At 53.7% G+C, this 12629-nt stretch carries 11 protein-coding genes and 1 pseudogene; 5 read left to right on the top strand and 7 right to left on the bottom strand.

The genetic code is table 11. From position 1 onward, the window contains the following. Positions 1 to 14: 14 nt before the first annotated feature. The 3 genes from ftsL to mraZ are packed head-to-tail and all read right to left on the bottom strand — an operon-like array spanning position 15 to position 1731. Positions 15 to 335, bottom strand: coding sequence for a cell division protein FtsL (ftsL, locus tag COO59_RS11115; protein ID WP_103059860.1), 321 nt, complete (start codon positions 333 to 335; stop codon positions 15 to 17). Beyond that, complete coding sequence (gene rsmH / locus COO59_RS11110) at positions 332 to 1270, bottom strand: 16S rRNA (cytosine(1402)-N(4))-methyltransferase RsmH (protein ID WP_103059859.1); 939 nt, start codon at positions 1268 to 1270, stop codon at positions 332 to 334. The genes ftsL and rsmH overlap by 4 nt, the downstream gene beginning before the upstream one ends. 2 nt (positions 1271 to 1272) lie before the next feature. Continuing rightward, positions 1273 to 1731 carry a division/cell wall cluster transcriptional repressor MraZ gene (mraZ, locus tag COO59_RS11105; RefSeq protein WP_103059858.1) on the bottom strand — a complete coding sequence of 153 codons (459 nt, stop codon included), beginning with the start codon at positions 1729 to 1731 and terminating at the stop codon, positions 1273 to 1275. Between mraZ and COO59_RS11100 the strand changes: the two genes are divergently transcribed. Further along, positions 1730 to 1999: a hypothetical protein gene (locus tag COO59_RS11100; protein WP_103059857.1), complete on the top strand. Its 270-nt coding sequence runs from the start codon at positions 1730 to 1732 to the stop codon at positions 1997 to 1999. The genes mraZ and COO59_RS11100 overlap by 2 nt on opposite strands. 288 nt (positions 2000 to 2287) lie before the next feature. On the opposite strand, the gene cra is transcribed toward COO59_RS11100, so the two are convergent. The 3 genes from cra to ilvI form a co-directional block, all read right to left on the bottom strand. After that, a complete protein-coding gene (gene cra / locus COO59_RS11095) occupies positions 2288 to 3298 on the bottom strand; it encodes a catabolite repressor/activator (protein WP_103059856.1) in 1011 nt (336 codons plus the stop codon). 193 nt (positions 3299 to 3491) lie between these two features. Continuing rightward, positions 3492 to 3983, bottom strand: a complete 492-nt coding sequence (gene ilvN / locus COO59_RS11090; RefSeq protein WP_103059855.1) for an acetolactate synthase small subunit — start codon at positions 3981 to 3983, stop codon at positions 3492 to 3494. Positions 3984 to 3985: 2 nt separating this feature from the next. Beyond that, positions 3986 to 5710 carry an acetolactate synthase 3 large subunit gene (gene ilvI / locus COO59_RS11085; protein WP_103059854.1) on the bottom strand — a complete coding sequence of 575 codons (1725 nt, stop codon included), beginning with the start codon at positions 5708 to 5710 and terminating at the stop codon, positions 3986 to 3988. A gap of 927 nt (positions 5711 to 6637) precedes the next feature. Here ilvI and leuA point away from each other — a divergent pair. From leuA to leuD, 4 genes and pseudogenes are all read left to right on the top strand, one after another. Further along, entirely contained in the window at positions 6638 to 8203 is a 1566-nt protein-coding gene (gene leuA, locus COO59_RS11080; RefSeq protein WP_103059853.1) for a 2-isopropylmalate synthase, read from the top strand. 2 nt (positions 8204 to 8205) lie between these two features. Next, positions 8206 to 9296: pseudogene (gene leuB / locus COO59_RS11075) on the top strand (3-isopropylmalate dehydrogenase). Between the two features lie 3 nt (positions 9297 to 9299). Next, positions 9300 to 10700 carry a 3-isopropylmalate dehydratase large subunit gene (gene leuC, locus COO59_RS11070; RefSeq protein ID WP_103059852.1) on the top strand — a complete coding sequence of 467 codons (1401 nt, stop codon included), beginning with the start codon at positions 9300 to 9302 and terminating at the stop codon, positions 10698 to 10700. A gap of 10 nt (positions 10701 to 10710) precedes the next feature. Further along, on the top strand, positions 10711 to 11316 hold the full coding sequence (gene leuD, locus COO59_RS11065; protein WP_103059851.1) for a 3-isopropylmalate dehydratase small subunit: 606 nt from the start codon (positions 10711 to 10713) through the stop codon (positions 11314 to 11316). A gap of 57 nt (positions 11317 to 11373) precedes the next feature. Here leuD and COO59_RS11060 read toward each other — a convergent pair whose 3' ends face one another. After that, the gene (locus COO59_RS11060; protein ID WP_103059850.1) at positions 11374 to 12552 is read right to left on the bottom strand and encodes an MFS transporter; all 1179 of its coding nucleotides are present in this window, start codon (positions 12550 to 12552) and stop codon (positions 11374 to 11376) included. Positions 12553 to 12629: the final 77 nt, after the last annotated feature.

Below are 12629 nucleotides of genomic sequence, written 5' to 3'. Positions count from 1 at the left end.
GAGTCCGGGATTCCTTATTGCTGTACCACGATGTTTTCCTGTGCCGGGTCGACATGCTGCATCTGTAATTTTTCCGTCGCCGTGCGCTCAACGCGGCTATGATCGCCCAGCGCGTTCTCTTCCAGGATCAGGTTGCGCCATTCAATATCCAGCGCGTCACGCTCCAGAACCAGCTGTTCACGCTGTGCCGTCAGCAAACGCGTTTTATGCGCGGTGGTAACCACCAGCACCGCTGAAACCAGCACAGCAATCAGCAGCAGCAGCGAGATCTTGCCGTGCCGCAGCAGATCGCCGCCGATAACGCCAGGCAGGCTGTGCCGCTCATTCCCGATCATGATGCGGTACGCTCCGCGATACGCAGCACCGAGCTACGCGCACGGGGATTTTCAGCGACTTCCGCTTCACCCGGCATCATTTTACCCAGCGCTTTTAATTGACGACCGCCCAGTTTTTGCAGCTGCGCTTCCGTCATCGGCAGCCCGGCCGGCACCTGCGGCCCACGGCTCTGTTCCCGCATAAACCGTTTTACCAGCCGATCTTCCAGCGAATGGAAGCTGATAATTGACAGGCGTCCGCCCGGAGCCAGTGCGACCAGCGCGCCTTTTAATGCCTGTTCGATCTCTTCCAGCTCGCTGTTAACCCAAATGCGAATAGCCTGAAAGCTGCGCGTGGCAGGATGCTTGAATTTGTCCTTCACCGGCGTCGCGGCGGCAATGACCTCCGCCAGCTCTTTGGTGCGCGTCATCGGCTGCAGACGATTACGTTCAACAATGGCGCGCGCAATGCGCTTGGCGAAACGCTCTTCGCCATAGGTTTTCAATACAAACGCAATATCGTTTTCTTCCGCCTGCTGCAGCCATTCGGCGGCCGAAAGTCCGCGCGTCGGATCCATGCGCATATCCAGCGGCCCGTCACGCATAAAAGAAAAGCCGCGTTCGGCATCATCCAATTGCGGCGAAGAGACGCCTAAATCCAGTAAAATACCGTCGATTTTGCCGGTTAAAGCGCGGGCCTCAACGTAATCCGCCAGGGCTGAAAACGGGCCGTGGATAATGCTAAAGCGCGGATCGTCAAGCGCTGCGGCAGCGGCAATCGCCTGCGGATCGCGATCGATAGCAAACAGTTTGCCCTGCTCTCCCAGCTGAGAAAGGATCAGGCGTGAGTGTCCGCCTCGACCGAAGGTACCATCGATGTAAATGCCATCTTCTTTAATATTGAGCGCGTTGACAGCTTCATCCAACAGCACCGTGGTATGTATAAAATTATCCATAGTTATAACGACAAATCCTGCAACCGCTCTGAAAGCGGCTCCTGAGCGGCTTGCTCAGCGTCAATATCTTCCCTGACCTGTTGATACCAGGTCTGTTCATCCCACAGCTCAAACTTATTGAACTGTCCAACCAGCATCACTTCTTTTGTCAGACTGGCGTGCTGGCGTAGCGTACCGGCCAGCAACAAACGCCCTGCGCTATCCATCTGACATTCGCTCGCATGTCCTAACAGCAACCGCTGCACGCGGCGCTCTGCAGGGTTCATGCTGGATAAGCGAGATAATTTTTGTTCAATGATTTCCCATTGGGGTAAGGTATAAAGCAGCAGGCAAGGCTGATGGAGGTCAATGGTGCATACCATTTGGCCTTGCGATTCCTCAATCAGCGTTTCGCGATAACGCGTAGGCACGGCCAGCCGCCCTTTGCTATCGAGGTTGACTAAGGTTGCGCCACGAAACATGTCAGCTAATGCCCTCAGTTACCCTTTTTTGCCACTTTACCCCACAATTTCCCACGAAAGGAGTTTACGGAGCGGAGGAAATCATTGTCAAGCCGCCCAATGGGCGAAGCGGAATTATTTCTTAGGTAATAAAAAGATAAAAGTTAAGAATGAACTTAATCAGCAGGCTTATAAAAAAAATAAACTAATGAATAGTGGTAAAAAAATCAGAGCGAAAATAAAAACGGGTAAAAAGAGAGCAATTTTTATTCGCTGTCAGGCAGGGTGACGGTTTGCGACACAGGCGACATTTTAGGGACATTCCGATAAAAATCACGCGGCGCGCCGGGAAAGCGTGCGGCAGCGGGCCTGACGCAGGTTAAGAGAATAGAAAAATGGCTCCGTGAGAAAAAAGGTTGCTGCTGCTTTACTTTAATTTACTTAGTATTTCTTCAGGTGGTTTTGAAATAACCCTTTTCTTTATTACTGGCGAATTTAAAAGCAAAAGTATTTAAAGATGTAAAAAAGGCAGCGTGGGCTGCCTTTGCTATTTCCCTTTTAACCTTGCGCGTTACTTTTAACCTTGCGCCCGGCTTAATTTCCCCCGGCGAACCAGATTACGTCGGATTCGGGTTAAACCCGGCTTTGGCCTGCGCGGCTCATCCAGGCTGGCCAGTACTAATTCCAGTACGCGCTCCGCAACGTCGCGATGGCGCTGCGCCACCGCCAAAACCGGACACTCAAGGAAATCCAGCAGCTCATGATCGCCAAAGGTGGCGATGGCCAGTTCGGTCGGCAAACGGCCTTCACGCTGCAATGTCACATCCATCACGCCCTGCAACAGGCCAAAAGAGGTGGTAAAAAGCGCATCGGGCATCGGATGATCTTCCAGATACTTTTCAAACAGCGCCGCCGCCGCTACGCGTTCAAAGCTATTGGCATAGATGAAATCAATGGGCCGCCGATCGTCGCGCCAGGCTTCCCGAAAGCCCATTTCACGCAGAAAGCTCACCGAGAGTTCAGGCAATGCGCCCAGATAAAGCACATTTTTTACTGGCAGCTGACGCAATTCAGCTGCCAGCGCCTGCGCATCTTCCTGATCGGCGCCGACGACGCTGGTAAAGTGTTCACGATCCAGCGCGCGATCCAGCGCAATAATCGGTAAAGCGTTATTCACCCAGCGTTGATAGAAGGGATGTTCCGGCGGCAACGAGGTTGAAACGATAATGGCATCGACCTGACGCTGCAACAGATGTTCAATACAGCGCATTTCGTTGTCCGGCTGATCTTCCGAACAGGCGATAAGCAGCTGATAGCCGCGCTGGCGTGCCTGCCGCTCCAGATAGTTAGCAATGCGCGTATAGCTGGTATTCCCCAGATCAGGAATAACCAAGCCGATCGAGCGCGTTCTGCCCGCTCTGAGACCGGCGGCTACCGCATTTGGATGGTAGTTATGCTCGCGCACGACGGCCATTACTTTCTCAACGGTTTTATCGCTGACACGATACTGCCTGGCCTTGCCATTGATGACATAGCTGGCGGTGGTACGCGACACGCCGGCAAGACGCGCTATTTCATCCAGTTTCACAATCACTCCACATCGGTAACGTCATGATGCCGGCCAATAGCCGCAGCATGGCTAAGGATAAGCTTTTTTTACATCTAACCGCAGAAAGCGCCAGCGGGCAACCGCTTTTAATGCAAAAATGAGGCGCATCAGAAAATAAAAAAACCCGGCAGAACGCCGGGTTAGCAACAGAATGGATTATCACAATAGGTAATTAACGCATAATACGATCGCCGCGTGAAACCCCTACCACGCCGGAGCGCGCAACTTCGACAATTTCCGCTACGTCACGTAGCGTATTGAGAAATGCATCCAGTTTATCGCTGGTGCCGGCAAGCTGAACCGTATAAAGCGTTGGCGTCACGTCAACAATCTGCCCACGGAAAATTTCCGCGCTACGCTTTACCTCTTCACGTCCGTAGCCGCTGGCCTGAATTTTCACCAGCATGATTTCACGTTCAATATGCGCGCCCTGCCCCAGTTCGGTAACGCGCAGTACATCGACCAGCTTATGCAGCTGCTTTTCAATCTGCTCCAGCGCCTTTTCATCGCCAACGGTCTGGATCGTCATGCGTGACAGCGTCGGATCGTCAGTAGGCGCGACCGTCAGGCTTTCGATATTGTAGCCGCGCTGTGAAAACAGCCCAACCACGCGGGACAATGCGCCAGATTCGTTTTCCAGCAGAACCGATAAAATACGACGCATAATTAAGTCCTCTCCGTTTTGCTTAACCACATTTCGTCCATACTGCCGCCGCGGATCTGCATCGGGTAAACGTGTTCGCTGCCGTCTACGTTAACATCAACAAATACCAGGCGATCCCGTGCTACCATTTCCAGCGCCAGCGCCAGTTTCTCTTCCAGTTCTGACGGATGAGAAATGGAGATGCCAACGTGGCCGTAGGCCTCAGCCAGACGCACAAAATCCGGCAGCGATTCCATATAGGAATGGGAGTGGCGACCTGAGTAGATCATATCCTGCCACTGCTTAACCATGCCCAGATAGCGGTTGTTCAGGTTTAGCACCAGAACCGGCAGGTTATACTGCAGAGCGGTGGAAAGTTCCTGAATATTCATCTGGATACTGCCGTCGCCGGTGACGCAAACCACCGTTTCCTGCGGCAGCGCCAGCTTAACGCCGATCGCCGCAGGCAGGCCGAAGCCCATGGTGCCGAGACCGCCGGAGTTAATCCAGCGGCGCGGGCGATCAAAAGGATAGTAGAGCGCAGCGAACATCTGATGCTGACCCACGTCGGAAGTAACGTACGCCTCGCCTTTGGTCAGACGCCACAGCGTCTCGATCGCCGCCTGCGGCTTGATCTTGTCGCTGCTGCGGTCAAATTCCAGACATTGACGCGCGCGCCAGCCTTCAATACTCTGCCACCAGTCGCGCAGGCTATCGAAATCCTGCCGCGTATCGCCCTCCGGCAGCAGTTCCAGCATCTGTTGCAGCACCTGACGCGCATCGCCAACTACCGGAATATCCGCCGCCACGGTTTTTGAAATTGACGCCGGATCGACATCAATATGCAGTACGGTGGCGTTCGGGCAATACTTCGCCAAGTTATTGGTGGTGCGATCGTCAAAACGTACGCCAACGGCAAAAATAATGTCGGCGTTATGCATCGTCATATTGGCTTCATAGGTTCCATGCATCCCCAACATGCCGAGGTTCTGACGATGAGTTCCCGGAAACGCGCCCAGCCCCATTAACGAATTCGTGACCGGCAAATTCAGCTTTTCCGCCAGGGTCCGCAGCTCTTCATCGCAGCCGGAAATAATGGCGCCGCCGCCCACGTACATCACCGGCTTTTTAGCAGCCAGCAATGCCTGAACCGCGCGTTTAATCTGGCCTTTATGCCCCTGGGTTGTCGGATTATAAGAACGCATACTGACGCTTTCCGGCCAGACATACGGCAGCTTATTGGCAGGATTGAGTATATCTTTTGGCAGATCGATAACCACCGGACCAGGACGACCGCTGGCGGCCAGCCAGAACGCTTTTTTGATGATGGTCGGGATCTCTTCCGTCTGCTTCACCAGAAAGCTGTGCTTTACGACAGGGCGTGAAATGCCCACCATATCGCACTCCTGAAACGCGTCGTAGCCGATAAGCGAAGAAGGAACCTGGCCGGACAGCACCACCATCGGAACAGAATCCATATAGGCAGTCGCGATGCCGGTAATGGCATTGGTTGCGCCGGGACCGGAGGTGACCAGCACCACGCCGACATCTCCCGTAGCGCGCGCATAGCCATCGGCCATATGCACCGCGCCCTGTTCATGACGCACCAGCACATGATCGATGCCGCCTACGGTTTGTAGCGCGTCATAAATATCCAGCACTGCCCCGCCGGGGTAACCAAATACATGCTTTACGCCCTGATCGATTAACGATCGGACCACCATCTCAGCTCCTGATAACATCTCCATTTTTGCCTCCCGGCTTTCAGTTTGCTCTCTACTCAGGTCGTTACCCACCATCACCGCGCCAGCGCCCGGCGATGGCTTTACGCAGAGTTAAACAGTGTTAATGCTCAAACCCTGAAATGTATTTTCAGGGGCAGGTACAGGGGAAATGAAGCCCTTGCAGATTTTTATCTTGGCTTTGGACAATTACCATAACCGCAGAAATCTTGTTGGGTAAACCCTAAACTTATCGGCGGCTTCCGCCAGGTTTTCTTTATTCAGCTGTTAACCTGGCTGATTGGCAGAAAAAACGCTACAACAGCCGCTTAATATCAGCGTATTGTGCTGCGCATCGGTTTATTCATGGCAATAACTTATCATTATTAGTTTTTTCACCCTTGCCGCTGCCCGGTAAGAAAAGACCAAAAAAATAACGCCGGTAAGATATTCTACCGTATCCATTGGCTTTGCTATTTTATCCGGTGAATGCGCCAATGCTTTGGCATAAAAATTTCTGCTTTTGCATTAATAACTCCTTAACATTCAATAACCCGCACCAGGAGAAATAACTAAGCAATTGATTATTAATGCTTTAAATTGATTTAATTACAATAACCATCATATATTCTGCTGACATCCGCGGCTGTGGCATTTATCTCTTTTCCATCAGCTCCATTTATGCAACTCGCGGCTACGGGCAGGGTTGACATCCCTGACGCAATCAAGTACCAATAAAAACAGCACAGAAATTTAGGGAGCCTGATTCAATGATTCGTTCATTTCGCCTACTCGGACTACTACTAAACGCATATCACTTGCGCGGTAGTCGTGTGGGCGGAATCAGTCGCTGATTCAGGTTCACAAAACGAAAAAACCCGCGCCGATGCGCGGGTTTTTTTATGCTCGTGACACAGGCGAACCGGTAAAAGCCAAACTGAAAGGAAAAATACGATGAGCCAACAAGTCATTATTTTCGATACCACTCTGCGCGACGGCGAACAGGCTTTGCAGGCCAGCCTGAGTGTTAAAGAAAAACTGCAGATTGCACTGGCGCTGGAACGTATGGGCGTTGACGTAATGGAAGTCGGCTTTCCGGTCTCATCGCCTGGCGACTTTGAATCCGTTCAGACCATTGCCCGCACCATTAAAAACAGCCGCGTCTGTGCGCTGGCGCGCTGCGTTGAGAAAGATATTGATGCCGCTTATGAAGCGCTGCGTATAGCAGAAGCTTTCCGCATTCATACCTTTATCGCCACCTCGCCGATGCATATTGCGACCAAGTTACGCAGTACGTTGCCGGAAGTTATTGAGCGTGCGGTCTATATGGTAAAGCGCGCCCGTAATTATACCAGTGACGTTGAGTTTTCCTGTGAAGATGGCGGCCGTACGCCGATTGACGATCTGTGCCGCATCGTGGAAGCGGCGATTGATGCCGGCGCTACCACTATCAATATCCCTGATACCGTTGGCTATACCCTGCCGCAGGAATACGCCCACATTATCGCTTCGCTGCGTGAGCGTGTCCCTAATATTGATAAAGCGATTTTGTCGGTCCATACCCATGATGATTTAGGCATGGCGGTCGGCAACTCTATCGCGGCGGTAATGGCTGGTGCCCGCCAGGTTGAAGGTGCGCTGAACGGGCTGGGTGAACGCGCCGGTAACTGCGCGCTGGAAGAGGTCATTATGGCGATTAAGACCCGCGCCGCCATGATGAACGTTCACACCAATATTCAACACCATGAAATCTGGCGCACCAGCCAAACCGTCAGCCAAATTTGTAATATGCCGATCCCGGCCAATAAAGCGGTGGTTGGCTCCAACGCTTTCGCCCACTCTTCCGGTATTCATCAGGATGGCGTGCTGAAAAACCGTGAAAACTACGAAATCATGACGCCGGAGTCGATCGGCCTGAATCAGGTACAGCTGAACCTGACGTCGCGCTCTGGCCGGGCAGCGGTAAAACACCGTATGGAAGAGATGGGTTATCAGGAAAGCGATTATAACCTCGATTCCCTGTATGACGCCTTCCTGAAGCTGGCGGATAAAAAAGGTCAGGTATTTGACTATGACCTGGAAGCGCTGGCCTTTATCAATAAGCAAAACGAAGAGCCGGAATATTTTCAGCTGAAAGATTTCAACGTCCAGTCAGGCTCCTCAATTACCGCCACCGCCTCGGTACATATGACCTGCGGCGATGAGATTCAGTCAGAGGCCGCCACCGGCAACGGCCCGGTTGATGCCGTTTACCAGGCGATTAACCGTATCACCACGTTTGATACCGAACTGGTCAACTATCAGCTCTCCGCTAAGGGCCACGGTAAAAATGCGCTGGGTCAGGTAGATATTGTTATCAACTACAACGGCCGGAAATTCCACGGCGTTGGCCTGGCGACCGATATTGTTGAATCCTCCGCTAAAGCGATGGTTAACGCATTAAATAATATCTGGCGTGCCAAACAGGTGGAGCAGGAGCTCCAGCGTAAATCGATTAAAGAACAGAAGGAAACGGTATAACCATGACGCAAACTCATCATATCGCAATATTACCGGGTGACGGCATTGGTCCTGAAGTAATGGCTCAGGCGGTAAAAGTGCTGGAGGCGATTCGTCAGCGTTTTGGCATGCGCATTACCACCAGTGAATATGACGTGGGCGGCATCGCTATTGATCGTCACGGTGAGCCGCTGCCTGCGGCTACGGTGGCCGGTTGTGAACAGGCAGACGCGATTCTGTTTGGATCGGTCGGCGGGCCGAAGTGGGAACATCTGCCGCCCGCCCAGCAGCCGGAACGCGGCGCTTTGTTACCGCTGCGTAAGCATTTCAAACTGTTCAGCAATTTGCGTCCTGCCAGTTTATATAACGGTCTGGAAGCTTTCTGTCCGCTGCGCAGCGATATTGCCGCGCGCGCTTCGATATTCTGTGCGTACGTGAACTGACCGGCGGCATCTACTTTGGTCAGCCGAAAGGCCGCGAAGGCAGCGGTATGCATGAAAAAGCGTTTGATACCGAAGTTTATCACCGCTTCGAAATCGAACGCATCGCCCGTATCGCCTTTGAGTCGGCGCGCAAGCGTCGCAGCAAAGTCACCTCGATCGATAAGGCTAACGTGCTGCAAACCTCGGTGATGTGGCGTGAAATCGTCAGCGAAGTGGCAAAAGATTATCCCGATGTACAGCTGAGCCATATGTATATCGATAACGCCACCATGCAGTTAATTAAAGATCCTTCGCAGTTTGACGTTCTGCTCTGCTCTAACCTGTTTGGCGATATTTTGTCTGACGAGTGCGCGATGATCACCGGCTCGATGGGGATGCTGCCTTCGGCCAGCCTGAACGAGCAGGCTTTTGGTCTGTACGAGCCGGCTGGCGGCTCAGCTCCTGATATTGCCGGTAAAAATATCGCCAACCCGATTGCGCAAATCCTGTCGCTGGCGCTGCTGCTGCGCTATAGCCTGGATGCGGATGACGCCGCTAACGCGATTGAAAGCGCCATTAACCGCGCGCTGGAAGAAGGTTATCGCACCAGTGATTTGGCCGGTAATGGTCCGTCTGTAAGCACCGATGAGATGGGCTCGATTATCGCCCGCTTTATCGCCGAGGAAGTCTAAAAAATGAGCAAAACATTATACCAGAAGCTGTTTGATGCCCATGTCGTGTATGAAACGCCCAACGAGACGCCATTGCTGTATATCGATCGTCACCTGGTTCATGAGGTGACTTCACCGCAGGCCTTCGACGGCCTGCGCGCTCACGGCCGTAAGGTTCGCCAGCCGTCTAAAACCTTCGCGACCATGGACCATAACGTCTCGACGCAAACCAAAGACATCAACGCCTCCGGCGAGATGGCGCGTATTCAGATGCAGGAGCTGATTAAAAACTGCGCTGAGTTCGGCGTACAGCTGTATGACCTGAACCATCCTTATCAGGGTATTGTGCATGTTATCGGCCCGGAACAGGGTATGACGCTGCCGGGCATGACCATCGTCTGTGGCGATTCGCATACTGCAACCCACGGCGCTTTCGGTTCGCTGGCCTTCGGCATCGGCACCTCGGAAGTGGAACACGTGCTGGCGACGCAGACGTTGAAGCAGGGCCGCGCCAAAACGATGAAAATCGAAGTGACAGGCCAGGCCGCGCCGGGCATTACGGCGAAAGATATTGTGCTGGCGATTATCGGTAAAACCGGCAGTGCGGGCGGCACCGGTCACGTAGTGGAATTTTGTGGCCCGGCGATTGAAGCGCTGAGCATGGAAGGCCGCATGACGTTATGTAATATGGCGATTGAAATGGGGGCGAAAGCGGGCCTGGTCGCGCCCGATGACATCACCTTTAACTATTTGCAAGGTCGTCAGTTTGCGCCGCAGGGCGCACAGTGGGAACAGGCCGTTAACTACTGGCGTACCCTGAAATCAGACAGCGACGCGCACTTCGATGTCGTGGTTACGCTGGATGCAGCCGGGATCGCGCCGCAGGTCACCTGGGGCACCAACCCAGGCCAGGTGATCGCTGTTAATCAGCAGATCCCCGACCCCGCCTCTTTTGCCGATCCGGTAGAGCGCGCATCGGCGGAAAAAGCGCTGGCTTATATGAATCTGCAGCCAGGCATTAAGCTGACCGAGGTGAACATCGATAAAGTCTTTATCGGCTCCTGTACGAACTCACGCATTGAAGATTTACGCGCCGCGGCTGAAATCGCCAAAGGGCGTAAAGTTGCGCCGGGCGTGGTCGCGATGGTGGTGCCAGGTTCAGGCCCGGTAAAAGCGCAGGCGGAAGCGGAAGGTCTGGATAAAATCTTCCTTGAGGCGGGTTTTGAATGGCGTCTGCCGGGTTGTTCTATGTGCCTGGCGATGAATAACGATCGCCTGAATCCCGGCGAGCGCTGTGCCTCCACCAGCAACCGTAACTTTGAAGGCCGTCAGGGCCGTGGTGGACGCACGCATCTGGTCAGCCCGGCGATGGCCGCCGCCGCCGCCGTAACCGGCCGCTTTGCTGATATTCGTGAACTGAACTGAGGAATCGATCGTGGCGAAAAAATTTACCCAACATACCGGCATTGTCGCCCCGCTGGATGCGGCTAACGTGGATACCGATGCGATTATCCCCAAGCAGTTTTTGCAAAAGGTTACCCGTACCGGCTTTGGACAGCACCTGTTTCACGACTGGCGTTTTGAAGATGACGCGGGCACGCAGCCGAACCCGAATTTTGTGCTGAATAAGCCGCAGTTTCACGGCGCGAGCATTTTACTAGCGCAAGAAAACTTCGGCTGCGGATCGTCGCGCGAGCATGCGCCCTGGGCATTAACCGACTTCGGTTTTCAGGTGGTGATCGCCCCCAGCTTTGCCGATATTTTTTATGGCAACAGCTTTAATAACCAGCTGCTGCCGGTACGGTTAAGCGAAGAGGAAGTGGATGAGCTGTTCCGTCTGGTCGCGGCGCAGCCTGGCATTCAGTTTACGGTTGACTTAACCAGCCAGACCGTTAACGCCGGCGATAAAATCTATACTTTTGAAATCGACAGCTTTCGTCGCCACTGTATGATTAACGGCCTCGACAGTATTGGCCTGACGCTGCAACACGATGCGGCTATCGCCGACTACGAGCAGAAACAGCCCGCTTTCCTGCATTAATCGATAACGGACCTTCCGGCGCTTCGGCCCGGAAGGCTTCTGCTTTTCTGTCAAGCCTTATACGTTGCGCACCCGCGTCGCCAGGGCAAAGGCTATCATCGCCAGCCCCAACGCCAGCCAGTAAACCGTATAGTGTCCAAACGACTCCGCCAGCGTCCCCTGTAACAGCCCGGCCAGAATCGTGCCGGTTGAAATACTGTTAGTAAACAACGTTGTTGCCGCCCCAGGCCGCCCCGGCATTAAATCCTGAAACCAGAGCATACCAATCCCGGCGATAACGCCGATAAACAGCGCGTTAAAAATCTGCAGAGCCATCAGCGCGGTACGCGACTGAAACAGCACCAGCCCCAGATAAAACAGCACGCCGGATGCGACGGCGATCAGCATAATACGCCGCTTGCCGGTGCGTTTTACGAAATGCCCGGCCAGCAGCATAATCGGGATCTCCAGCCCGGCGGCGGTGCCCATCAGCAGACCGGCCAGCCGTTCGGGCAGGTCCAGCACCGTGCTGATATAAAGCGGCATATCGATGATATACATCGTATTGCAGGTCCACATCATCATGGATGCGACAAACAGCAGACGCACATCTTTATTACGCCAGGCGCTGATCTGCGTCAGCAGCACTTCTGGCGACTGCTCTACGCGCGGCACCGAAGGCAGCGCGAAGCCCACCAGCGCCAGACAAATCAGAAACAGGATCGCCGCCACTACAAACATGGTGGTAAAACCATAATTCAGCGCCAGCGCAAAAGAGAGCGGCGGCCCAATAACCCACGCCAGCGAAAGCTGGGCACGCATTACCGAACTGAACATCACCACTTCACGCGCCGAGCGATCGGCATATTCACGCGCCAGCGCAAAGATTTGCGGCATGGAAACGCTGGCCAACGAGGAGAGCAGCACGCCAAGGGTTATCAGCGTCAGGTAATGGCGGTTAAAGGCGAACAGCAGGGCATTAACCAACGCCATCGAACAGCAAAACAGGATCAGCTTACGGCGATCGCCCCGGTTATCCGAGCGCTTCGCCAGCAGCAGGCTGACCACAATCCCGGCCACGGCGTTAACGGTATAAAACAGGCCAACCCAAAAGGGCCGTACGCCCACCTCATGCGAAAGGAACAGGCTCAGCGTCGGTGCCTGCAGGGCGCCGGCGATGCCCACCATAAAAGAGACGGCCATAAAAGCCAGATAAACCGGATTGAGACGGCGGCGGCGCGTCAGCAGAAATTTCATAAGTTTTCCTGTACCTGGAAAAAGAGAACGGCAAATACCCGCAAAAGAGACGCCGCAGGCAGACGTAAGGCATATGG

This window comes from Mixta theicola (assembly GCF_002895925.1).
In the GTDB taxonomy this organism is placed as follows: Bacteria; Pseudomonadota; Gammaproteobacteria; order Enterobacterales; family Enterobacteriaceae; genus Mixta; species Mixta theicola.
Note: the sequence above shows the minus strand (reverse complement) of the source record. Positions and strands in the feature narration are given on the sequence as shown.

Excerpts from the sequence above, each read along its gene's own strand:
- rsmH (WP_103059859.1), bottom strand. The coding sequence starts at position 1,270 with ATGGATAATTTTATACATACCACGGTGCTGTTGGATGAAGCTGTCAAC.
- COO59_RS11060 (WP_103059850.1), bottom strand. The coding sequence starts at position 12,552 with ATGAAATTTCTGCTGACGCGCCGCCGCCGTCTCAATCCGGTTTATCTG.
- mraZ (WP_103059858.1), bottom strand. The coding sequence starts at position 1,731 with ATGTTTCGTGGCGCAACCTTAGTCAACCTCGATAGCAAAGGGCGGCTG.
- leuC (WP_103059852.1), top strand. The coding sequence starts at position 9,300 with ATGAGCAAAACATTATACCAGAAGCTGTTTGATGCCCATGTCGTGTAT.
- ilvN (WP_103059855.1), bottom strand. The coding sequence starts at position 3,983 with ATGCGTCGTATTTTATCGGTTCTGCTGGAAAACGAATCTGGCGCATTG.
- leuA (WP_103059853.1), top strand. The coding sequence starts at position 6,638 with ATGAGCCAACAAGTCATTATTTTCGATACCACTCTGCGCGACGGCGAA.
- COO59_RS11100 (WP_103059857.1), top strand. The coding sequence starts at position 1,730 with ATGTCAGCTAATGCCCTCAGTTACCCTTTTTTGCCACTTTACCCCACA.
- ftsL (WP_103059860.1), bottom strand. The coding sequence starts at position 335 with ATGATCGGGAATGAGCGGCACAGCCTGCCTGGCGTTATCGGCGGCGAT.
- ilvI (WP_103059854.1), bottom strand. The coding sequence starts at position 5,710 with ATGGAGATGTTATCAGGAGCTGAGATGGTGGTCCGATCGTTAATCGAT.